The organism is Streptomyces sp. NPDC047081 (genome assembly GCF_040643775.1).
Classification (GTDB): Bacteria; Actinomycetota; Actinomycetes; order Streptomycetales; family Streptomycetaceae; genus Streptomyces.
The window spans coordinates 84,187-105,333 of record NZ_JBEYUY010000023.1 but is presented as its reverse complement, the minus strand read 5'-3'; the positions used below and the strand labels follow the sequence as shown (position 1 = coordinate 105,333).

22 protein-coding genes are annotated in these 21,147 nt (G+C 69.2%); 13 read left to right on the top strand and 9 right to left on the bottom strand.

Going from position 1 to position 21,147, the window contains the following annotated elements; translation table 11 throughout:
- Positions 1-29: 29 nt before the first annotated feature.
- Entirely contained in the window at positions 30-437 is a 408-nt protein-coding gene (locus ABZ848_RS34710) for a hypothetical protein (RefSeq protein ID WP_360838364.1), read from the bottom strand.
- A 167-nt stretch (positions 438-604) separates the two neighbouring features.
- Between ABZ848_RS34710 and ABZ848_RS34705 the strand changes: the two genes are divergently transcribed.
- Positions 605-1,090, top strand: coding sequence for a DUF1877 family protein (locus ABZ848_RS34705; RefSeq protein ID WP_360838363.1), 486 nt, complete (start codon positions 605-607; stop codon positions 1,088-1,090).
- A 77-nt stretch (positions 1,091-1,167) separates the two neighbouring features.
- Here the strand turns inward: ABZ848_RS34705 and ABZ848_RS34700 are convergent, their stop codons facing one another.
- The 3 genes from ABZ848_RS34700 to ABZ848_RS34690 all read right to left on the bottom strand — a co-directional run bounded on the left by ABZ848_RS34700 (position 1,168) and on the right by ABZ848_RS34690 (position 4,088).
- A complete protein-coding gene (locus ABZ848_RS34700) occupies positions 1,168-1,740 on the bottom strand; it encodes a hypothetical protein (RefSeq protein ID WP_360838362.1) in 573 nt (190 codons plus the stop codon).
- 96 nt (positions 1,741-1,836) lie between these two features.
- The gene (locus ABZ848_RS34695; RefSeq protein WP_360838360.1) at positions 1,837-2,340 is read right to left on the bottom strand and encodes a hypothetical protein; all 504 of its coding nucleotides are present in this window, start codon (positions 2,338-2,340) and stop codon (positions 1,837-1,839) included.
- Positions 2,341-2,462: 122 nt separating this feature from the next.
- Positions 2,463-4,088, bottom strand: coding sequence for a glycoside hydrolase family 20 protein (locus ABZ848_RS34690; RefSeq protein ID WP_360838477.1), 1,626 nt, complete (start codon positions 4,086-4,088; stop codon positions 2,463-2,465).
- Positions 4,089-4,297: 209 nt separating this feature from the next.
- On the opposite strand from ABZ848_RS34690, the gene ABZ848_RS34685 reads away from it, so the two are divergent.
- The 6 genes from ABZ848_RS34685 (at position 4,298) to ABZ848_RS34660 (ending at position 9,113) form a co-directional block, all read left to right on the top strand.
- Positions 4,298-4,846, top strand: a complete 549-nt coding sequence (locus ABZ848_RS34685) for a 2-oxo-4-hydroxy-4-carboxy-5-ureidoimidazoline decarboxylase (protein WP_360838358.1) — start codon at positions 4,298-4,300, stop codon at positions 4,844-4,846.
- Between the two features lie 191 nt (positions 4,847-5,037).
- The gene (gene sdhC, locus ABZ848_RS34680; protein ID WP_079061657.1) at positions 5,038-5,418 is read left to right on the top strand and encodes a succinate dehydrogenase, cytochrome b556 subunit; all 381 of its coding nucleotides are present in this window, start codon (positions 5,038-5,040) and stop codon (positions 5,416-5,418) included.
- Positions 5,419-5,423: 5 nt separating this feature from the next.
- Positions 5,424-5,906, top strand: a complete 483-nt coding sequence (locus ABZ848_RS34675; protein WP_360838356.1) for a succinate dehydrogenase hydrophobic membrane anchor subunit — start codon at positions 5,424-5,426, stop codon at positions 5,904-5,906.
- Positions 5,907-5,929: 23 nt separating this feature from the next.
- Positions 5,930-7,684, top strand: coding sequence for a succinate dehydrogenase flavoprotein subunit (sdhA, locus tag ABZ848_RS34670; protein WP_360838354.1), 1,755 nt, complete (start codon positions 5,930-5,932; stop codon positions 7,682-7,684).
- Entirely contained in the window at positions 7,684-8,445 is a 762-nt protein-coding gene (locus ABZ848_RS34665; protein WP_242771816.1) for a succinate dehydrogenase iron-sulfur subunit, read from the top strand. The genes sdhA and ABZ848_RS34665 overlap by 1 nt, the downstream gene beginning before the upstream one ends.
- Positions 8,446-8,594: 149 nt before the next feature.
- Complete coding sequence (locus tag ABZ848_RS34660; RefSeq protein ID WP_360838352.1) at positions 8,595-9,113, top strand: hypothetical protein; 519 nt, start codon at positions 8,595-8,597, stop codon at positions 9,111-9,113.
- Between the two features lie 613 nt (positions 9,114-9,726).
- On the opposite strand, the gene ABZ848_RS34655 is transcribed toward ABZ848_RS34660, so the two are convergent.
- The 4 genes from ABZ848_RS34655 to ABZ848_RS34640 all read right to left on the bottom strand — a co-directional run bounded on the left by ABZ848_RS34655 (position 9,727) and on the right by ABZ848_RS34640 (position 14,140).
- Positions 9,727-10,089 (bottom strand): hypothetical protein, encoded by a 363-nt coding sequence (locus ABZ848_RS34655; protein ID WP_360838350.1) that lies wholly within the window; start codon positions 10,087-10,089, stop codon positions 9,727-9,729.
- Between the two features lie 90 nt (positions 10,090-10,179).
- On the bottom strand, positions 10,180-11,103 hold the full coding sequence (locus tag ABZ848_RS34650) for a hypothetical protein (protein WP_360838348.1): 924 nt from the start codon (positions 11,101-11,103) through the stop codon (positions 10,180-10,182).
- Positions 11,104-11,258: 155 nt separating this feature from the next.
- On the bottom strand, positions 11,259-13,748 hold the full coding sequence (locus tag ABZ848_RS34645; RefSeq protein WP_360838347.1) for a DUF4132 domain-containing protein: 2,490 nt from the start codon (positions 13,746-13,748) through the stop codon (positions 11,259-11,261).
- A complete protein-coding gene (locus tag ABZ848_RS34640; protein WP_360838346.1) occupies positions 13,748-14,140 on the bottom strand; it encodes a hypothetical protein in 393 nt (130 codons plus the stop codon). Before ABZ848_RS34640 ends, ABZ848_RS34645 begins: the two co-directional genes overlap by 1 nt.
- A 68-nt stretch (positions 14,141-14,208) precedes the next feature.
- Between ABZ848_RS34640 and ABZ848_RS34635 the strand changes: the two genes are divergently transcribed.
- From ABZ848_RS34635 to ABZ848_RS34620, 4 genes are all read left to right on the top strand, one after another.
- Positions 14,209-14,619: a VOC family protein gene (locus ABZ848_RS34635; protein WP_360838345.1), complete on the top strand. Its 411-nt coding sequence runs from the start codon at positions 14,209-14,211 to the stop codon at positions 14,617-14,619.
- A 95-nt stretch (positions 14,620-14,714) separates the two neighbouring features.
- Positions 14,715-15,122 carry a hypothetical protein gene (locus ABZ848_RS34630; protein WP_242771850.1) on the top strand — a complete coding sequence of 136 codons (408 nt, stop codon included), beginning with the start codon at positions 14,715-14,717 and terminating at the stop codon, positions 15,120-15,122.
- A gap of 5 nt (positions 15,123-15,127) precedes the next feature.
- Positions 15,128-15,628 carry a DCC1-like thiol-disulfide oxidoreductase family protein gene (locus ABZ848_RS34625; protein ID WP_360838342.1) on the top strand — a complete coding sequence of 167 codons (501 nt, stop codon included), beginning with the start codon at positions 15,128-15,130 and terminating at the stop codon, positions 15,626-15,628.
- A gap of 19 nt (positions 15,629-15,647) precedes the next feature.
- Positions 15,648-16,400 carry a TetR family transcriptional regulator gene (locus ABZ848_RS34620; protein ID WP_360838476.1) on the top strand — a complete coding sequence of 251 codons (753 nt, stop codon included), beginning with the start codon at positions 15,648-15,650 and terminating at the stop codon, positions 16,398-16,400.
- A 5-nt stretch (positions 16,401-16,405) separates the two neighbouring features.
- On the opposite strand, the gene ABZ848_RS34615 is transcribed toward ABZ848_RS34620, so the two are convergent.
- Positions 16,406-18,811, bottom strand: coding sequence for an MMPL family transporter (locus ABZ848_RS34615; RefSeq protein WP_360838474.1), 2,406 nt, complete (start codon positions 18,809-18,811; stop codon positions 16,406-16,408).
- Positions 18,812-18,977: 166 nt separating this feature from the next.
- On the opposite strand from ABZ848_RS34615, the gene ABZ848_RS34610 reads away from it, so the two are divergent.
- Entirely contained in the window at positions 18,978-19,667 is a 690-nt protein-coding gene (locus tag ABZ848_RS34610; protein ID WP_360838340.1) for a response regulator transcription factor, read from the top strand.
- Positions 19,664-21,145 carry a HAMP domain-containing sensor histidine kinase gene (locus ABZ848_RS34605; protein ID WP_360838338.1) on the top strand — a complete coding sequence of 494 codons (1,482 nt, stop codon included), beginning with the start codon at positions 19,664-19,666 and terminating at the stop codon, positions 21,143-21,145. Before ABZ848_RS34610 ends, ABZ848_RS34605 begins: the two co-directional genes overlap by 4 nt.
- The last annotated feature ends 2 nt before the right edge of the window (positions 21,146-21,147 follow it).

Here is a 21,147-nt window from a genome sequence, read left to right as displayed (position 1 = left end):
GCCAGCGTCTCTTATTACGCCGATTTTGCCTACGCGGGTCCCTGCGGGCCGCCGGTCGCGTCCCGGCACAGCAGCCGCAGCGAACCGTCGTCGAAGAAGCACCGCCGGGCCTCGTCGAGCGGGTCCCACAGCCGCCCGTCCGGCGTCCGCACCCAGTACTCGCCGCCGCCGGCCCACCACTCGCCGCCGGTGTGCCGGACGACCACCTCACCGGCGTACGCGCCGAGCCCCCGCAGCACGCTCTCCACCGCGGCGTACGGCGCGCCCTCCCGCCGTATCTCCTCGATCACCCGGTCCACCCGCCACAGACTCTGCGCCGAGTAGTCGAGGCGCAGCCGCGCCCCCTCGCGCATCGTCGCCACCGCGTCGGCCGCCCAGCGTGCGGGCTTGGCCGCGGCCGAGGGCCGTCCTGTCGTCACTTGCTGCGCTGTCGTCACACCGGGGACAGCGCTCGGGAGGAGCGACGCGTCACGTGGATTCCGGGGACTCCCCCGGACCGGTGCAGGACCGCCCCAGCTCCACCCCACGACGGCCACAGTCCCCTCTCACATGGGGCTTTCGCCCGGGAGTGACGCTTCGCCCCTTCCGTGCGCTCCTCTCACTGATGAACGTGTACTTCCACCTCCGCGCGGTGCCGCCCTCGGCCCTGCGCAACAGCGCGAACTGGATGCAACGGCTGTTCGAGGACGACTGGAACGCGGTGCGCGAACGAGTGGACCGCCACCGCGAGGAGTTCCTGGACCGCCGCTACGCCGACCACGACGTCCTCTACACCGGCGCGGATCCGGAGGAGGGCCCACGCACACATGTGGTCCTGGGCGGCTGCCCGATACCCCACCCCGACAAGGAAGCCCCGCCCTTCCTGATGCTGACGGCGGCACAGACGGCCAGGGTGGCCACATTCCTCACGTCAACGGACTTCGAGTCCTTGTGGAACCTGGCCCGCGACGAACTACTCCCGCGCTACGGCGGCACGGAATCGGAGCAGGAGGCAAGAAGCGTCTTCGCCTCGACCCACCGGGACTTGACGGCGTTCTACGCACAGACGGCGGAGTACGGCGACGCGGTGGTGAAGTGGCTCATCGACTGAGAACTCGGGTAACTACAGGCGCCTTCAGGGGCGCGGGGAACTGCGCGACAAGCCCCCACACAGCCGCACCCGCCCAACTACCCACGAAACGTACGAGCCCGCCGCGATACAACCGCCCGCAAAACCCGCCGCCCCTCGGTCGAAACCTCCAGCGCCCGCCGCAGCCCACCCGCACCATGCCCGGCCAGAACCTCCAGCACCGTCACCTGCCGCCGCAACTCCGCAGCGACCAACGGCGAGATCCCCTCCGTACGCCCCTCCCGCCGCGCATCCACGGACGACCCGTCGTCATCCAGCGGATCCAGCATCCGATGTATCTGCAAGGCGGCGACAGAACACGCGTCGGCCCACACCCGCACCTCCGCAGCCCCCCGCTCCACCGGCGCGGCCGCCAGCATCCGCCGCGCCAGCAACGCCGCCCCGTCCTCAAGGGACTCCGCGTACGCCTCCGGCCCGGCAAGCTTCCCGCGCACCTGCTCCAGCCGCCCGCCCCACTCTCCAGCGTCACCGTCGTCCGCGAGGCACCCCCACAACGGCCGCAGCACCTCGTCGTCGGCCCCAAGCAGCGGCACGCACCGATCCAAACAAGCCAACCCGCTGGCGGCCAGCCCACGCTCGTCGGCCTGAGCTATCAGTTCCACCAGACTCATCCGGCCCTCCTTCTGCGGCGCGTCCGCGAGGCGCGACGGGCGTCATCCATGACGGAACCCGCACTTCCCCTTACTGCGTGCGACGGCCCGGGAGTGTCACAGCGGCACCACGCCCAACCGGTCGAGCAGCCGGAAGAAGAGGTTTTCGGCCAACGGGTCGGGATCCGCGGTCAGTACGTCGACCAGCGGCCCGGCGTCCACGTCGTGCCCCGCCTCCGCGGCCCAGGCGACGGCCCGCTCGGCCGCGTCGCGCGGCTCCAGGAAGTAGTCCTCGAGGGTGAGCCCCTCGTTCCCGGCGTTCAGGTACCCGGCCATCGCGGCCCGCGCCAGACACGTGGTCCACGCGCCACTCTCCGGCGCCGCCGCCTCCACGACCACCGACGCGCTGTCCATGACGTACCCGAAGAGCGCGGGCGCCCCGCTCTGCGCGGCGAGGACGTTCATGTTCCCGACCTCGCCGTCCCCGCTCGGGTACTCCCACACCTGCCAGCCGCCGGGCGCCTCGACCCGTAACTCCATGTCCTTGGCGCCGGCCAGCGCGTCCAGTTCGGTGAGCGGCCGCTCGCTGCGGCCCACGACGTAGTACCCCCAGTAGCCCATGTCCCGTTCCCCCACGGCTGTCTCTGCTTCGGCTCGCGCCGAATACACCACAGTCGTACGGCAGTTCGCAGCGGTATGGGCAAGAAGTCCCGGCGCAGAAGCGTCGGTGTCGAAGTCCGGCGTCAGCCGAGTTTGCCGGCCAGCGTCCTGAACTGGGCCCACGTCAGCTTGGGCCGCCCGGGATCCCACAGCTTCTGCACGGTCGCCCGCAGCGGCATCCGGATCCCGGCGGCGACCTGGTCCTGTGTCTGCGCGTTCGCGAGATCGCACCACACCGCGAAGGACCCGCCGAGGATCTGCGAGTCGTACCTCGACGAAACCGCCTGTGTGCCGCGCACGACGAGCGGCGTCCACTGCTCGTAGATGCGCTGCCCGGTCGGGTAGACGAAGTTGTTCGGCTGCCCGAGCACGTAGTAGAGGAACTCGTCGTTGTAGTTGACGAGCTTCCGCCCGGCGCTCAGGTACTCCACCGGCTGCCGCGCCCCGATCTCCTTGCCGGTCCAGTACCCCACCCGCAGATCCTTGGCCGGCTGCACGGACGTACCCCGGAAGAACCCGTCGTTCCACACGCGCATGGTCCGGTCGTGCCGGCGGACGGTGTCGGCGCGGTCGTTGAGCCAGCCGGTGGTCAGGTCGGCGACGGTCGCGCCGGAGCCGTACCTGCTCTTGGCGGCGGCGGAGAGCTGCGGATAGGAGGTCGCCGGGCTGGACACCGTCAGCGCCTGGTACTCGTCCCCGCCGAGGTTCCACTGATCACCCGGGAAGAGACCGGCGTACTCGTTGAGCAGGTCGTCGACGATCTGCGCGGCGGCGGGCTTGGAGATGTCGACCGCGCCCCTCGTCGCCACGCCCTGCGCGTTGCGCAGCTGCAGATCCGGATGGGCGGCGATGACCGCTCCAAGGTGCCCGGGCGAGTCGATCTCGGGCACGACGGTGATGTGGCGGCTCTCGGCGAGCGTGACGATCCGCTTGACCTCGGCCTTCGTCAGATGCGGCTGGGAGACGACCTCGGGGTGGCTGTCGGACTCGATCCGGAAGCCCTGGTCGTCGGAGAAGTGCAGCCCGAGCTCGTTGAACTTCAGATCGCCGAGTTCCTTGACCCGGTCCTCGATCCACTTCGCCGTGTAGTGCTTGCGCGCGATGTCGAGCATGAACCCGCGCACCGGCTTGGCGGGTTCGTCGCGCACGACGCCCTCGGGCGCCGTACCACCGCCGTGGACCTCCTGCTTCAAGGTCCGGGTGCCGTAGAACACCCCCGCTTCCCCCGGCCCGCTGATACTGACCCGCCCACCGCGCACGGTCATGCTGTACGACTCCGGGTCCGCGCCTTCGTCGTCGTTGAGCGCCAGCCGCACGTCCCCGGCCCGCACGTCGTCCTTCTCACCGGCATAGGCCAGCCCCAGCTCGGAGGCGATCAGGCGGCCCTCGTCGGCCAGTTCCGCGTCGTTCACGACCACGCGCTCGGCGCGCGCCGGACGCCAGCCGGGCCCGCGCGCCGCGGTGTGCGAGCGCACGGCGGGGATGGTCCGGGGGGCCTGCGAGAGGGCGTACGACCGGGACGGGCTCGGCGAGGGACTGGTGCCGCTCGCCGCGCCGGGCGAGGCCGCCGACCTGGCGTCGGTGGGCCGCTCCTGCCGCTGGGCAGACCCCGCCGGACTGCTGTCGTCGCCGGACGCCCACAGCCCGAAGCCCACCCCGGCGCCGACCGTCACGGCGAAGGCCGTGCCGATCACCACCCGCGTCCTCATGTTCCGCGCCGGCCGCCGGCGCCTGTGCTGGCTCACCAAGCCAACCTAAGACCCTCGGAGGGCCGGATGCGTCCACCACACGTTCCGAAACTCTCCCCTCCGGGTGAAATTCGGGCATCCGTCGGACACGTCACGCCCACGACCGATAACGTGACGCAACACCCTTCACAGCTTCCCCTGCCCACTCTGCCTACTCTGCCGAAACCCACGTGACGCCCACACACCTGCCTGGCCGAGTGGCCATACCGTCCCTGCCCAGCATCCTGGGCGCGTTCAACACCGCGCCGTCGGCCGACGCCCGCAAACTCCTGCTGGACTGCCTCCGCAGCCTCCGCTGGGCGGACCGGATCGCGGCACACCGCCCGTATCCCGACGTCGACTCCCTCCTGGCGGCCTCGGACGAGGCGGCGTACGACCTGTCCCCGGGCGACCTGGCGGAAGCGCTGGCCGCGGAGACCCTCCCCACCCTGCCGGACGGAACGTACTCGGCCGCCCACACCGCCATGAGCGCCGCCCACGCCGCATACGAGGCAAAGTTCGGCCACGCCTTCGTGATCTGCCTGGAAGGCCTGCCGACGGAGGAGGCCTTGGACCACGTACTGGAGGCCATCCGATCGCGCCTGGCCAATGATCCGGAGGAGGAGCGGGTCGTGGCCGCAGAAGAACTGCGTCGCCTCGCAAAGGTGCGGTTGGGACTTGCCCTAAGGGGCGCGGGGAACTGCGCGACCAGCCCCCACGGCGCCGCACCCGGAAAATAACAGGACAAACCACCCCAGATGCCGTCGTTACTCACCCATACGCGTGCCACTTTGATCACACCGGTAGGCCCCGCGTAAGCCCAGCGGCAGCGCGTCGCTACGATGCTGGGGGCCGGTGGACCGTACCCGGCCGGGCCCGACCGACAGGCAAAGCCGGCGCGGCCCCAATCCCCGCTCCCGGAGGGACTTCCGTGCCGGCTGGAACGCTGTACCGCGGCCGGGAAGGAATGTGGTCCTGGGTGGCTCACCGAGTCACCGGCGTCCTCATCTTCTTCTTCCTGTTCGTTCACGTGCTGGACACCGCTCTCGTCCGTGTCTCCCCCGAGGACTACGACAAGGTCGTAGCCACGTACAAGACCCCGATCGTCGCAGTGCTGGAATACGGCCTCGTCGCCGCGATCCTCTTCCACGCGCTCAACGGCCTGCGTGTCATCGCCGTCGACTTCTGGTCGAAGGGCCCGCGCTACCAGAAGCAGATGCTCTGGTCCGTCGTAGGCATCTGGGTCGTGCTGATGCTCGGGGCGATCTACCCCGTCCTCGGGCACGCCGCTCGTGAACTGTTCGGGAGCTGACACCGATGGCCACCACTGAATCCACTGCTTCCGGGATCGGTCCCGTCGAGGGCGAGTCGCTCTACAACGTCGACAACCCGGCGCCCCTCATCGAGGCCCCGCGCAAGCGCACCAAGAAGACCCCGAAGTCCACCCGGGGCAACTTCGAGATGTACGGCTGGCTGTTCATGCGCCTGTCCGGCATCGTGCTGGTCGTCCTGGTCCTGGGCCATCTGCTGATCCAGCTCGTGCTGGACGGCGGCGTGTCGAAGATCGGCTTCGCCTTCGTGGCCGGCCGCTGGGCGTCCCCGTTCTGGCAGGTCTGGGACCTGCTGATGCTGTGGCTCGCGATGCTGCACGGCGCCAACGGCCTGCGCACGGTCATCAACGACTACGCGGAGCGCGCGAACACCCGCCTGTGGCTGAAGGGCCTGCTCTACACCGCCACGGTGTTCACCATCCTGCTGGGCACGCTGGTGATCTTCACCTTCGACCCGAACATCCGCTAGGCACGGGGCTGAGGTAACTACCGATGAAGATCCACAAGTACGACACCGTCATCGTCGGCGCCGGCGGCGCGGGCATGCGCGCGGCCATCGAGTCCACGAAGCGCAGCCGCACCGCGGTCCTGACCAAGCTGTACCCCACCCGCTCCCACACGGGCGCCGCGCAGGGCGGCATGGCCGCCGCGCTGGCCAACGTGGAGGAGGACAACTGGGAGTGGCACACCTTCGACACGGTCAAGGGCGGTGACTACCTGGTCGACCAGGACGCCGCGGAGATCCTGGCGAAGGAGGCCATCGACTCGGTCCTCGACCTGGAGAAGATGGGCCTGCCGTTCAACCGGACGCCGAACGGGACGATCGACCAGCGGCGTTTTGGTGGGCACTCGAGGAATCACGGCGAGGCCCCCGTCCGCCGGTCCTGCTACGCCGCGGACCGCACCGGCCACATGATCCTCCAGACGCTGTACCAGAACTGCGTCAAGGAGGGCGTGGAGTTCTTCAACGAGTTCTACGTCCTGGACCAGCTGATCACCGAGGTCGACGGCGTCAAGAAGTCGGCCGGTGTGGTGGCGTACGAGCTGGCCACCGGCGAGATCCACGTCTTCCAGGCGAAGGCCGTGATCTACGCGTCCGGCGGCTGCGGCAAGTTCTTCAAGGTGACGTCGAACGCGCACACGCTGACGGGTGACGGCCAGGCGGCGGTCTACCGCCGTGGTCTGCCGCTGGAGGACATGGAGTTCTTCCAGTTCCACCCGACCGGCATCTGGCGCATGGGCATCCTGCTGACGGAGGGCGCCCGTGGTGAGGGCGGCATCCTCCGCAACAAGGACGGCGAGCGCTTCATGGAGAAGTACGCGCCGGTCATGAAGGACCTCGCGTCCCGAGACGTCGTCTCGCGCTCCATCTACACGGAGATCCGCGAGGGGCGGGGCTGCGGCCCCGAGGGCGACCACGTCTACCTCGACCTCACGCACCTCCCGCCGGAGCAGCTGGACGCCAAGCTGCCGGACATCACCGAGTTCGCGCGGACGTACCTGGGCATCGAGCCGTACACCGACCCGATCCCGATCCAGCCCACCGCGCACTACGCGATGGGCGGCATCCCGACGAACGTCGAGGGTGAGGTCCTGTCGGACAACACGACGGTCGTCCCGGGCCTGTACGCGGCCGGCGAGGTCGCGTGTGTGTCCGTGCACGGCGCGAACCGCCTCGGCACCAACTCCCTGCTGGACATCAACGTGTTCGGCCGCCGGGCAGGCATCGCGGCGGCGGAGTACAGCCAGAAGGCGTCCTTCGTCGAGCTGCCGGAGAACCCGGCCGAGCTCGTGGTCTCGACGATCGAGCAGCTGCGTACGGCGACGGGCACCGAACGGGTGGCCGTGCTCCGGCGTGAGCTGCAGGAGACCATGGACGCCAACGTCATGGTGTTCCGCACCGAGCAGACGATCAAGACGGCCGTCGAGAAGATCGCCGAGCTGCGCGAGCGCTACAAGAACGTGTCGATCCAGGACAAGGGCAAGCGGTTCAACACGGACCTGCTCGAGGCCATCGAGCTGGGCAACCTGCTGGAGCTGGCCGAGGTCATGGCGGTGTCGGCGCTGGCCCGCAAGGAGTCCCGCGGCGGCCACTACCGCGAGGACTACCCCAACCGCGACGACGTCAACTTCATGCGCCACACCATGGCGTACCGCGAGGTGGGCGACGACGGCACCGAGTCCGTCCGTCTCGACTACAAGCCGGTCGTCCAGACCCGCTACCAGCCGATGGAGCGTAAGTACTGATGGCAACGCCTGTTCTGGACAAGGTGGAGGCAGAGTCCGCCGCGTCCCCCTACATCACGGTCACGTTCCGGGTCCGCCGCTTCAACCCGGAGGTCTCGGCCGAGGCGACGTGGGAAGACTTCCAGCTGGAGATCGACCCCAAGGAGCGCGTCCTCGACGGCCTCCACAAGATCAAGTGGGACGTCGACGGCACGCTGACCTTCCGCCGCTCGTGCGCGCACGGCATCTGCGGTTCGGACGCGATGCGGATCAACGGCAAGAACCGCCTCGCGTGCAAGACGCTGATCAAGGACATCAACCCGGAGAAGCCGATCACGGTCGAGCCCATCAAGGGCCTGACGGTCCTGAAGGACCTGGTCGTGGACATGGACCCGTTCTTCCAGGCGTACCGGGACGTGATGCCGTTCCTGATCACGAAGGACACGAACGAGCCGACGCGCGAGCGCCTCCAGTCCGCCGAAGACCGCGAGCGCTTCGACGACACCACGAAGTGCATCCTCTGCGCGGCCTGCACGTCCTCGTGCCCGGTCTTCTGGAACGACGGCCAGTACTTCGGCCCGGCAGCGATCGTGAACGCCCACCGCTTCATCTTCGATTCGCGTGACGAGGCGGGCGAACAGCGCCTGGAAATCCTGAACGACCGCGACGGCGTATGGCGCTGCCGCACGACGTTCAACTGCACGGACGCGTGCCCGCGGGGCATCGAGGTGACGAAGGCGATCCAGGAAGTGAAGAGGGCACTGATCACTCGGCGCTTCTGATCTTCTCGCGCTTACAGTTGAGGGCTCTGTTTCCGGTGTTGCCGGAGATGGAGCCCTTCACTGTTTTGTCATGTTCTCGAACTTCCGACGGACTGATTCCGCCTACACAATTCCCGAGGACTCGATTGCAGGGCGGAGGTGGGGCAGGAGTGCGCGAAGGCGCAGAGCGTCATGGATTCGGCGCTGCAGCGAAGGAAGCCCATTTCATCGCGGCCCCCCTGCTGACTGCGGCCGCGCTCTCGTTGGCAGGAGTCGTCGCGGGGGCTGACGACGAGTTCAGGTGGCCGGGCGTCACGCTGCTGCTGCTCGTGGCCACGTCGATGACTCTCATTGCCAGCATTCAGATTTCGTACTACGCACTGCAGTTCAAGTTCACCGCGGAAGATCGAGAAACGCGTAGGAGTGCCCGCGACTGGGCTAAGCCCACCGAGGACGAGCTGAAAGTGATTCTGCGGGAGTCGCAGATCGCATACGAGGACAATCTCAGGTATGCAGGCGTTGTCTTCAACTGCGGGACCCTGATGCTGGGGCTCGGCATCGCAGCGGCGCTCGTGCCTCCCCCTTGTGGGGACCATGACCAGACCTGGTGGCGAATAGCCTCAGCCATTCTCGTTCTGGTGTGCACCGTGGCTGATGGCATTTGGGTGTGGATCTTGCTCAGGAAGTAGCGGGCCACCCGTCGGTGGCTTCACTAGGGAGGGCAGATGTACCAAGAAGTCGTACTGCCTGGTTTTGCGGTCCCGGCGCATCCCTGTCCAGGCTGCGGGAGGGATGTGCCGCGCGGGTGCTCCGGTTTGCTCATGCCGCACTCAGTCAAGCAGAGGCACGCGAAGAGCGATGTCCTAAGTGGAGCAATCCAGCCCGTACAGCCCGGGGAACGCACAAACCACCTGTCCCGTTGCCCTTTCCAGTGTCTCCACCCGACACTACTGCTCGCGTGCAGGACCAAGGACGATGTGTACGAGTTGCTTGCGGAGCTGAACATCAACGCGGCGGACGTTGGACCCAGCGCGTAGACCACTCCCGTGGTTACCATAGCGCCGCGGCAACTCAAGGTTCCGCGGAACCAGGAGGCGGCGCGCGGCGATGGCACAGAGCGAGGGAGGTGGCCGTGCCGCACGGGCTCGGATATGGGCGGGCATTTTTGCCGTGGCTGTCGGGGCCTTCATCGCCGGGGATCCGCTCCATCGCGCCCAGGCGGCGTGGGAGTTGGTATCCCAATGGTGGCCATGGGCTCTCCTGACTTTGGCATCCCTGAACGTGCTGAGGTCAGCCGTCCCGTCAGGTTCGCTCATTGGCCCCCTGATCCTCAGCTCTGTCGCAGCGATCGGCTTTGGCGTCAGCCACCGACTGGACGGACACGTCGCCCGTGACCAGTTGGTTCCGGCTCTCCTGGCCGTGGCGGGAGCGGCCCTCGTTCTGTCGTCGGCCCGCCTCGACCTCCGGGCCAGCTGGACCCGTCTGCTGACTACGGGCGATGTCGTCGTGCCTGCGGCTGTGGGCCGTCTGCTCACCTTGCGGGCGGTGCTCGGTGAACTCCGGGCAGACCTTCGCCAGGTTGAGGACCAGGTCGAAGTGAACGTCACGGCCATTGCCGGGCACGTGCGCCTCACCGTCCCACGCACGAGCGCGGTGCACGTCCATGCACCGGGAGCATTTCTCACCCGGCTCACCCTGCCGACAGCGGAGCGCCCTCAACCGTCCTGCCCGGAGCGAGAGTTCATCGTCCACGTCCTAGGCATCTGCGGAGCCGTGAGCATCGCGCGCGTCTGATGGCTGGTGTCTGTACCTGCGCTGCCCTTGTCGATGTTCGTAGGGGAGATCGGAATTGCCTTGGCCTCCGAACGACTGGGATACCTGCCAAAAAGTGTCCATCTCGCTGGTCCGATTGGGCAACGGATGATGCAGGGCATCCAACAGATCGAACCGATGCAGGTCATAGACGACATGCATGAGCCCCGCGTATGCCTGCGCAGCCGTCACCGATCCCTTGTACGCGAGCGCGGCGAGCAGCATGGCCAGCAACGGCAGCCAAAGCATGCCCGGTTCGTCACACAGCGCAATCGACGCCACGATTGCGCAGGCGAGAAAGCTCCAGCAAAAGTTGACCGCGGTATCGAGCGCGGATCTGGCAGAGTGCAACGCGCCTGCCAGTCGATCGGAGACTTGCATGTGGATTCGCGGCCAGGAAGAGAGCGTCACCAAGCCATAACGCTCACCCGCGCTGAGCTCACCTGCTCGAAGAGCGTTGCCGAGCGCCGTCGGGAGAAGCCATTCCTCCGGCGGCACGGCGGCCAGACGCCTGGCGGCGTCTGCCGCAACGTGTGAGGAATGAGAATCGGTCCGGGGCGCGGCGGCGATCCGTTGCCTGAGAGCCTGCCTGCGACGGCGCTGCACTTCCGTCAGTACACCGGCTAACCCAGCGGTAGCCGGCCATCGGTCCCAGTACCCCTCGAGTACACGAACCGCCCGTACCTGAAACGGGTACAGCAACAGGCCGAGTATGGCTGCTCCTGAGCCAACCAAGAGCAGAGCACCACCGATGGCACTCCAGCTCATCCGGAGGATCAGGTCCCAGTTCCCCTGCCCCGAAAAACTACCACTGAGTACCAGCGCGTAGACGCAGGCCCCAAAGAGCGCACACGGCACGAAATGCACCGCCAACACCCGTCGCACGTAAGCCGCCCCCTCGTGACCCCAGCCCAAGCATTCTGATGTCCCAAGTGTCACTGAGCACTCATCAGTATCGCTTCAGGTGGGAATCGCCGACGTGGACAACATCTCTGCAGGGAGGGCCAATCCAAAGGCGCCCATCACAGCTGGCTCAGGATCGTCGGGTCCGTGATTCTCGTGTCGTCCGCCAGCATGATCGCCTTGCTCAGGATCACCCCCAGCATCCGGTCCCCCTCGTACGGCAGGTAACCCGCCTGCGGGGCGGCCGCGTTGGACTTCGGGACGATGCACAGGTACTGGTCGTTCGGGGTCATGAGGATGTTGCCCGAGCCCAAGTGGATTTTGTACGTGTGGCGTTCGCCCTTCACGTGCAGGAAGCGGCCCTCGACGGTGCAGCGGTCGGCTATCGCGAGGCGGGGTATCAGGCGGTTCAGCAGGGCGCGGCGGGTCTCCGCGCTCTGGTTGAGGTCGCCGAAGCCGTACGACGTCCAGTACTCGCGGAAGCGGCCGCCGGGGCCGCCGTCCTGCCAGGTCGGGTCGTTGCCGACGCTGGCCACGCCCACGAACAGGTCGACGTCGCGCAGGACTTCGGAGAGGACCAGGGGTGGGATGTCCGTGAGGGGGACGGGGTCCACCCGCTCCGCGCCGTCGCGTAGCCACATCGTGTACTCGCCGCCGCAGCAGTGCGCCCAGTTCTCCGGCGCGTCGACCGGGTAGAAGCGGACCTGGTCGGTGCGCAGGCGCAGGAAGCTGCCGGACTCCGTGGTGTCGGTGCCGTAGTGCTCGCCCTCGCCCTCGATCCAGTACTCGGCGCGCAGGCCCCACTGCGGCAGCTCGCGCGTGGCCGGCGGTGCCTCGTCGTCGACCATCAGGCGCAGTTTGTTGCGCCAACCCCTGATCGCCGCAAGTGAGTTGAACTGGTGCTGGCGCAGCACATGCGCCGCGAAGCGGTTCGAGTACGTGCCCGTCGCCCGCTCGGCGTCCGTGAGGAGGTACACCTCCCGGTGCGCCTGTTTGAACGGCTGGGTGACGGCGTGCCGCTCCAGCCAGTCGCGCCAGGCGACCGTCTCGGCCGGGTCCTGGTCGACCGGGTGCCAGAGGCGGACCTCGGTGGCGTCCGTCACCGCGTCGTCGGTCAGGGTGCGCAGCTCGCCGTCCGCGTAGCCCACCGTCGTCCCGTCCACCGTCCACAGGAGGCGGCGGGCCAGGGTGCCGACCAACGGGTGGTCCAGGTAGCGCTCGCGCCAGGCCGCGTACGGCCAGGTGCGGCGGGCCAGGAACTGGCGGTCCAGGCGCTCACTCTGCGCCGAGAGCATCTTGTCGATGTCCTTGACGGCGGCCTTGAGCTCCTTGAGTTCGTCGGGGTGGTCGCGCTTCACCGCCGCCGGGACGCTCTTGACGGTCTTGCCCGCCGCGTTCTGCCAGCTCAACTGGGCTCTGGTGCCGTGCACTTCGAGGACGGCGGTCGCCTCGCCCAGGACGAACTCCGCGCGTCCGACCTCCGTCAGGCCGTACGCCGGCACCGCCAGTTCCTCGATTTCCTCGCGGCTGAGGCCGAGGGCGGTGGCGCGGGCGTCCAGTGCGGTGTTCAGCAGCTTGAGCGTGCCCTTGTACGTGACGCGGGTGGCCAGGCGGGCCAGTTCGGCGAGGGACGTCTCGCCGTCGATGCGGGCGAGGGCGTTGACCGAGGCGTTGGCGATCTTCGGGTTCATCGGTCCGAGGCCCTGGACCTTGCGCAGGGCGGTCTCGACCAGGGCGCCGAGGGCGCGGTCGGAGTCGGGCCGGCCGGGCAGGAAGGAGAGCAGCCAGGTCAGTCCGCGCAGCGCATCGGCGTTGTACGCGTCCAGGGTCGCGTTCGGGTCGGCTCCCCAGCCCCGGTCGAGGAGCAAGCGCGTACGGGGTCTGCCCACCAGCCGCAGCCAGGCCGTCACCCGCTCGCGCACCGCCTCGGCACCGAGCTCCTCGATCAGCGCCGTCGCGGTCTGCTCCCACTTGGCCGAGGGGCGGGCGGAGTTGGCGGTGGCCGCGTGCGCGAGCAGTTGCTCCCAGCTCGGGTCGAGGCCGGCGACGTCGGCCAGGGCAAGGTCCGCCCAGGCCTCCCCGGGGTTCACCACGGGCCGGCTGAGCTTGGCGGCCAGCGGGCCCAGCTGCGCCTTGCCGTTCCACACAGCCAGCTGCGTGCGTCGGACCACGGCCACGAACTCCCCGGGCAGCTCATGGCCGTCGGCCAGTTCGAGCTCGGCCAGCCGGATCAGCTCCCCGGCGCTGTAGTGCACGTCCTGCTCGCCGGCCAGGCGGATCAGCACCGCGCGCGTGTCGAGGGGCTGGTCCTCGCCGGGCGGCTCCGGCAGCTGCAGGTTGGCGAGCAGGGCCACGATGCTGCGCCGAGCGGGCGTACCCGGCTCCAGTTCGTGGAAGCGGGCGGCCAGCGCGTGCACCAGGCGTTGCCGGAAGGGGCCGTCCGCGTCGCGCACCGCGTCGATGACCTTGCGGTGCCGCGAGCCCCAGTGGTTGCCGACCGTCTCGGCGTGCGCGAGCAGCCGGGGGACGATCCCGTCGACCTCCCCGGCCGCGACGAGGGCGCGGACGTCGCGGACCAGCCGGGAGTACTCGTCAGGGGACATGTCCATCAGCCACCCACCAGCGGTACGAGCTTCAGGAACGTCACCTCGGTGCCGAGCGGCAGCTCGACCTCCTCGTCCACCTCGGTGACCTGGCGGTCGCCGACCAGCACCAGGAAGCCGTTCCCCGCGAACGCCTGCAACGCCAGCTCGGTCTGCGCCTCCGGGTCTATCCGGCGGGGCGTGCGCAGCGCGTACCCGTTCAGCGCCCGCTCCGCGTCGCGCGGCTGCACCAGGCCCTGGAACACCTCCGGCGTACGCGCGTTGTACTCGGCGACCTCCTGGAACACCCGGCGCCGGATCAACTCACCCACGGCGAGCCGCTCCTCGGCGACCTCCAGCTCCCAGCCGGCGCCCCGCTCCCCCGCAGTCGTCTCGTCGACGAACGTCACGAATCCCATGCCGACGACAGTAGAGGCCGCCACTGACAATCACCGGTCCCGGGCGATACGGCACCTATTCTGACGGTATGTCAGATGACCAGTCGTACGAACTGCTCGGATTCGACAACGTGCTGCTGCCCGTCGGGGACCTCGCCGCCGCCGTCGACTTCTACGAGCGCGCCGGGTTCGCGGTGGGGTTCCGGTTCGACGAGGCCGGGATCGCGCTGCTGAAGGTCGGGGGCGAGACGCCCGGGATCCTGCTGCGGCAGGAGGAGGCGCTGGGGCACCGGCCGCCACCGTGGCCGTCGCCGCGGCTGTGGATCGAGGTGGCGGACGCGAGGACGGCGGCCCGCGTCCTCGCCGCGGCCGGGATCCCGCTCCTCGACGAACCCTTCTCCGTGGCCACGGGCTGGACCGTCGAGGTCGCCGATCCGTGGGGGAACGTCATCGGGTTCACCGACTACACGAAGCGGCCGGAGCTGGGGCGCCGGCCGTAGGGCAAGTCCCGCCCCCAGCTGGGTTGAACGTGTTCAAAAACAGGTCTACAGTCCTTCCTGTCAGCGTTTTGAACGCGTTCAAGAAGGGGTGGGGCATGGACCGCACGGTCATCGCCTACGTCATCTACCTGCTGGTCAGCATCGCGCTGACCATCTGGGTGGCCCGCACGCTCAGCCGCAACGGGCGGATCTTCCTCGCCGACGTACTACAGGGGAACGAGAAGCTCGCCGACGCCGTCAACCACCTCCTGGTGGTCGGCTTCTACCTGGTCAACCTCGGCTTCGTCGCCCTCTACCTGAGCGGCGACGAGACCATCGAGGACACCCGGGGGATCTTCGAGGCCCTGTCGACCAAGCTCGGCGTGGTGCTCCTGGTGCTCGGTGTCATGCACCTGGGGAACGTGTACGTGCTCAACAGGATCCGGCGCCGCAGCGTCATGGAGCGCGAGCAGGTGCCGCCGGTCGGGCCGCAGGACTGGGTCGCCCCCTCGGTCGGGGCGTGAGGGCCGTGACGACCCTCCAGGGCCGGAGCGCGGGGCGCGTCCCGGTCCGCCGGCTCACCGTCCTGTACGACGCGGACTGCTCACTGTGCGCCTTCCTGCGCGACTGGCTGACCCGGCAGCCGCAGCTGGTGCCCCTGGAGCTCGTCCCCGCGGACTCGGAGCGGGCCCGGCGGCGCTTCCCGGGCCTCGACCACCGGGCCACTCTCGACGACATCACCGTCGTCGGGGATTCCGGTCAGGTCTACCGGGGGACGGCCGCCTGGATCGTCACCCTGTGGGCGCTGCGCGAACACCGGCCGCTGGCGCACCGGCTGAGCACGCCTTCGGGGATGCCGTTCGCCAAGGGCGCGGCGCTGGCGGCGGCCAAGTGGCGGGGCTCGCAGTGGGGGCAGCGGCAGTGGGGCGGGAAGGGGTATCGGGCGGCCGACGGGTGGGCGTACGACCCGGCGGCGGGATGGACGTACACCGCACCGGGCTGCGGCGACGGTACCTGCGTCACCCCGTAGGCTCTCGTCCGTGCCTGCGATGAACGACAGCCCGAACAGCGACCACCCGCACGGTGAAGGGCCCGAGGAGGGCGGGGCGCCCAGCAAGTCCGAGCAGACCCGCGCGCTGATCCTGGAGACCGCGATGCGGCTCTTCCAGGAGCGGGGCTACGACAAGACGACCATGCGGGCGATCGCGACCGAGGCCGGGGTGTCGGTGGGCAACGCGTACTACTACTTCGCCGGCAAGGAACACCTGATCCAGGGCTTCTACGACCGGATCGCCGCCGAGCACCAGGTGGCGGTCCGGGAGGTGCTGGAGCGGGAGACCGACCTGGAGGCGCGGCTCGCGGGCGTCCTGAAGGCGTGGCTGGACATCGCGAAGCCGTATCACGAGTTCGCGGTGCAGTTCTTCAAGAACGCGGCGGACCCGGACAGTCCGCTCAGCCCCTTCTCCCCGGAGTCGGAGCACGCGCGCGTGGAGGCCATTTCCGTCCACCGCGAGGTCCTGGCGGGGGCGACGAAGACCAAGGTGCCGGAGGAACTGCGGGACGTCCTGCCCGAGTTGATGTGGCTGTCCCAGATGGGGCTCGTCCTGTACTGGATCTTCGACCGCACGGAGGGCCGCGAGCGCAGCTACCGGCTGGCCGAGCGGGGGGCCAAGCTGACCGCCCGCGGTGTGTCGCTGGCCCGCTTCCGGGTGCTGCGGCCGCTGGTCCGTGAGGTGCACGAGCTGTTCACGGACTTCCTGCCGGGGATGACCAGGGTGCTGCCCACCCCCGGCAAATCCTGACGCGGTCAGTTCACCGCGTCCACCTCACCCTCGGCGAGCTCGACGTCGTACACCAACGGGCCCTCCGAGACGATCACATGGCCCACCCGTGAGCCGTACGACGTCGCCGTCGTCGCCAGCAGGTACGTCCCCGGCGCCGGCACCGACACGATGTACGAGCCGTCGGCCAGCGACTCGACGCGGTCCAGCTGGCGGCCGCCCTTCGACAGCAGGGTCACCGAGGCGCCGTCCACGGGCTCGCCGTCGGCGGTGCGGATGAAGCCGTGGACCACCGAGGCCGGGCCGTCCGTGGCCGGCGCCTCGACGGCGTCCTCCCTGGGCTCGACCGCGAGGTGCGGCAGCCGCTTCTCCAGCCAGGACGGCAGCCACCAGTTGGAGTTGCCGAGCAGGTGCATCGCGGCCGGCACCAGCGCCGTACGGAGGATGAAGGCGTCGAGCGCCACCGCGGCCGCCAGGCCCACGCCCGCCATCGCCGCGCCCGAGTCACCGCTGAGGACGAAGGCGAGGAAGACGCAGACCATGATGAGGGCCGCGGAGTTGATGACCCGGCTGGTCTCGGCGAGGCCCACGCGCACCGCGCGCGCGTTGTCGCGCGTGTGCACCCACTCCTCGTGCATCCGGCTCACCAGGAAGACCTGGTAGTCCATCGAGAGGCCGAAGAGCAGGGACAGCATGATGACCGGCAGGAAGGCGTTGATCGGGCCCTCCTTGCCGAGGCCGAGGAGGTCCAGGCCCCAGCCCCACTGGAAGATCGCGACCAGGACGCCGAAGGAGGCCGCCGCGGCGATCAGGTTCATCAGGGCGGCCGTCAGCGGCACGACCAGGGAGCGGAAGGCGACCAGCAGGAGCAGGAAGCCGAGGCCGATGATCGTCGCGATGAACAGCGGCAGCCGGTCGCCTGTGACGGACGCGAAGTCCTTCGACACCGCCGTCACACCGCCCACGTGGGCCTGCGCGCCGGCTTCCGGGATCACCTTGTCGCGGAGGGTGTCGATGAGGTCGTCCGTCGCCTTGGACTGCGGTGACGTCGTCGGCACGACCTGGATCACCGTGACGCCCTTCGCGGGCGGCAACGCGGCCACCCGGGCGACCCCGGAGGTCGACTCGATGCCCTTGACGAGGGTGGTCGCGTCGCCGCCGACGGTGACCACCTGGAGCGGGCCGTTGAATCCCGGTCCGAAGCCGTCGGCGAGGAGGTCGTACGCCTTCCTGGTGGTCGTGGACGCCTGGTCGTTGCCCTGGTCGGTGGCGCCGAGGCGCAGCGACAGCACGGGGATGGCCAGCACGGCCATGACGACCAGGGCGAGCGCGGCGATCCGGCGGGGGCGCTTCTCGACGTTGACCGACCAGCGGGCGGCGAGACCGCTCGTCTTCTCCGGCGCGGGGCCCTCCGCGGCCAGCCTGCGGCGCTGGCGGCGGCTGAGCACGCGCGGGCCGAGGAAGCCGAGGAGCGCGGGCAGCAGCGTCGTGGCGGCGAGCACGCTGAGGACGACCGTGAGAGAGGTGCCGATGACCACACCGTCCAGGAAGCGCAGCTGCGTCACGAGCATGCCGGCCAGGGCGATGCAGACCGTGCCGCCCGCGAACAGCACCGCGCGCCCGGAGGTGTTGAGGGCGGTGACCGCGGACTCCTCGGGGTCGAGGCCGCGCTCGATGCCGCGCCGGTGCCGGGTGACGATGAACAGGGCGTAGTCGATGCCGACGCCGAGGCCGATCAGGGAGGCCAGCAGCGGGGCGATGTCGGGGATGTCGGTGGAGTGGCTGAGCAGCTGGGTGGAGAACAGGCCCATGCCCACCCCGAAGATGGCGATGGCGATCGGCAGCATCATCGCGAAGAACGAGCCGAAGGCCAGGAACAGCACCACGGCGGCCGCGATGATGCCGACCATCTCGGAGAGGCCCTGCGGGGGCTCCTGGACGCGCTGGATGGCCTGGCCGCCCAGTTCGACCTGCAGTCCGCTCTTCTCGGCCGCCTGGGCGGTGTCCAGGACCTTCTGGACCTGCTCCTTGGGGATCTCGTTCGCCCGCTTGGTGAAGGTGAGCTGGGCGTACGCGATCCTGCCGTCCTTGCTGATCTGCGTGGCCCCCTGCGCGCCGGCATAGGGGCTGGTGACCGCGCCGACACCGGGCAGCTTCGCGATCTTGTCGAGGGCCGGCTGGACGCGGTCCTGGACGGCCGCGTCCTTCACCGAGCCCTGGTCGACCTTCCAGACCACGGTGTCCGTGTCACCGGACGTGTTCGGGAAAGCCTTTTCCATCAGGTCGTACGCGCTCTTGGAGTCCGTGTCGGGGAGGGAGAAGACGTTCGCGTAGTTCGTCCCCGCCGAAGAGGCCGAGAAGCCCAGGCCGAACAGTGCCCCCACCCACAGCAACAGGACCACCAGCCGGTGCCGATAGCACCACCGTGCCAATGCCGCCACGATCAAAGCTCCTTGTCGGTCGTCGGTTGGTCCCCCAGGTCCTGGGCAACAGAATTGGGGGCGGCACGCGCGCGTGGACACGACCCGGCCATGACTCTCAAGGAACTCCAAAGACCGATCCGGCCCGGCTGTCAGTGGCCCGCCCGATACTGGGGGCATGACGACGGCTCCAGGCACCGTGCTGGTGGTGGAGGACGAGCCGAGCATCGCGGACGTCCTCGCCATCGCCCTGCGCTTCCACCGCTTCGAGGTGATGGTCGCGGGCAGCGTCCGCGAGGCCCGCGCGCTCACCGAGCGCACCCGGCCCGACGCGGCGCTGCTCGACGTCATGCTGCCGGACGGCGACGGGCGCGCACTGGGGCGCCAGCTGCGCGCCGAGCGGCCCGACCTGGCCATCGTCTTCCTCACCGCACGCGACTCGCCGGCCGAGGTGGTCGGCGCCCTCGGCTTCGGCGACGACTACATCACCAAGCCGTTCAACATCGACGAGGTCGTCGCCCGCATCACGGCGGTCCTGCGCCGCACGCGCGCGGCGGACGTCCTGCCGCAGCGCCCGCCCCTCAGGTACGGCGACCTGGAGCTGGACGAGACGACGTACAGCGTCCACCGCGCGGGCCGCAGCGTCGAACTCACCCCCACCGAGTACGCGCTTCTGCGCTTCCTGGTGCGCAACGGCGGCCGGATCGTGCCCAAGGAGCAACTCCTGCGCCACGTCTGGCAGTACGAGCACACCCCGCCCGAGTCGACGGTCGTCGAGACCTACATCAGCTATCTGCGGCGCAAGCTGGACACCCTGGGGCCGCCGGTGATCACCACGCGGCGTGGCGTCGGATACGGGCTGGCATGAAGCGGCTCCGGTGGCTCCACTGCGAGCGCGGCCTCCACTCGCTGCGCGCCAAGCTGACCCTGGCGAACGTGGCGCTGCTCGCACTCGGCATCGTCGCGGCCACCGCCGTCAGCCTGATGGGCATGCGGTACTACCTGCTCGGCCAGGTCGACACACAGCTCACCAAGACCCGTGACTCCCTGGGCAGTACGCAGCTCACCATGCGGCAGATCGACTCGCTCAGCGTGGTGAGCTTCGTCCGCGACCGGCTCGCCCCGGAGCACGTCGACGAGCACTCGACGCCCGACTCGATCTACGCGGCCGTCAACAGCAAGGGCAGGACCGTCGGCATGTTCGGCTTCAAGCCGACCGAGGCCCAGAACAGCCTGGCCAACACGGTCGGCGACCCGCGCCCCCTGGTGAAGGACACCGACCCGCACGACGTCACCGTGCACGGCGCCAAGTACCGGGTGACGGCGACGCGCCTGGCCGACGGCACCTACATCCTGCTCGCCACCTCCACCGAGGCCCTCCACCAGGGCATGTTCAAGGCCCTCAAGCTTGATCTCGCCATCGGCGGCCTGCTGCTGGTGCTGCTGGCCTGGCTGACCATGATGAGCGTCAGCCGCCGGATGCGGCCGCTGGAGGACATGGTGGAGACGTCCTCCGCGATCGCCGAGGGCGACCTGACCCGGCGCGTGCCCTCCAGCACCCATCCCACCCAGGAGGTCGAGCAGCTGCGCATCGCCCTGAACTCGATGCTGCACCAGGTCGAGTCGGCGTACCGCACGCGCGAGCACAGCGCCGCCCAGCTGCGCCGTTTCGTCGCCGACGCCTCGCACGAGCTGCGCACCCCGCTGTCCGCGATACGCGGCTATCTGCAGCTCTACGACAAGGGGATGCTCTCCGACCCGGACGAGCGCAAGCGGGCCTGGGAGCGGGTGCTCGCCGAGACCGACCGCATGGGGCGCCTGGTGGACGAACTGCTCACCCTGGCCCGCCTGGACCAGCAGCCCGAGCTGCGGTTCCGGAACGTCGACGTGAGCCGTCTGGTGCGTGACGCCGCCCAGGATCTGCGGGTGCAGCAGCCGGACCGGCCCATCGAGGTCGCGGCCGACGGTTCTTTGCTGGTGCACGCGGACGAGTCGGGGCTCAGACAGGTGCTGGGGAACCTGGTGGGCAACGTCCGCACTCACACACCCGCCGAGGCGCCGGTGCGGCTCGGCGTGGAGCGGGAGGACGGGATCGTACGGCTGTGTGTCGCCGACGAGGGTCCGGGGCTGTGCGAGGAGGACGCGGCACGGGTCTTCGACCGCTTCTTCCGCGCCGGCGGCGGCGCGGGCAGCGGCCTCGGCCTCGCGATCGTCCAGGGCGTCGTACAGGCCCACGGCGGCGAGGTGACGGTACACACAGCACCGGGCGAGGGGCTGGCGGTGACGGTCACGCTGCCGGCGCGGACGGCGGCCGTACGGGCGGGACTTCTGTTACGACGGCTGTAGTG

Coding starts and splice junctions, on each gene's coding strand:
- ABZ848_RS34705 (WP_360838363.1), top strand. CDS start 605: ATGAACGTGTACTTCCACCTCCGCGCGGTGCCGCCCTCGGCCCTGCGC.
- ABZ848_RS34700 (WP_360838362.1), bottom strand. CDS start 1,740: ATGAGTCTGGTGGAACTGATAGCTCAGGCCGACGAGCGTGGGCTGGCC.
- ABZ848_RS34695 (WP_360838360.1), bottom strand. CDS start 2,340: ATGGGCTACTGGGGGTACTACGTCGTGGGCCGCAGCGAGCGGCCGCTC.
- ABZ848_RS34690 (WP_360838477.1), bottom strand. CDS start 4,088: ATGAGGACGCGGGTGGTGATCGGCACGGCCTTCGCCGTGACGGTCGGC.
- ABZ848_RS34675 (WP_360838356.1), top strand. CDS start 5,424: ATGGCCACCACTGAATCCACTGCTTCCGGGATCGGTCCCGTCGAGGGC.
- sdhA (WP_360838354.1), top strand. CDS start 5,930: ATGAAGATCCACAAGTACGACACCGTCATCGTCGGCGCCGGCGGCGCG.
- ABZ848_RS34665 (WP_242771816.1), top strand. CDS start 7,684: ATGGCAACGCCTGTTCTGGACAAGGTGGAGGCAGAGTCCGCCGCGTCC.
- ABZ848_RS34655 (WP_360838350.1), bottom strand. CDS start 10,089: ATGGACGTGCACCGCGCTCGTGCGTGGGACGGTGAGGCGCACGTGCCC.
- ABZ848_RS34645 (WP_360838347.1), bottom strand. CDS start 13,748: ATGGACATGTCCCCTGACGAGTACTCCCGGCTGGTCCGCGACGTCCGC.
- ABZ848_RS34640 (WP_360838346.1), bottom strand. CDS start 14,140: ATGGGATTCGTGACGTTCGTCGACGAGACGACTGCGGGGGAGCGGGGC.
- ABZ848_RS34635 (WP_360838345.1), top strand. CDS start 14,209: ATGTCAGATGACCAGTCGTACGAACTGCTCGGATTCGACAACGTGCTG.
- ABZ848_RS34630 (WP_242771850.1), top strand. CDS start 14,715: ATGGACCGCACGGTCATCGCCTACGTCATCTACCTGCTGGTCAGCATC.
- ABZ848_RS34620 (WP_360838476.1), top strand. CDS start 15,648: ATGAACGACAGCCCGAACAGCGACCACCCGCACGGTGAAGGGCCCGAG.
- ABZ848_RS34610 (WP_360838340.1), top strand. CDS start 18,978: ATGACGACGGCTCCAGGCACCGTGCTGGTGGTGGAGGACGAGCCGAGC.
- ABZ848_RS34605 (WP_360838338.1), top strand. CDS start 19,664: ATGAAGCGGCTCCGGTGGCTCCACTGCGAGCGCGGCCTCCACTCGCTG.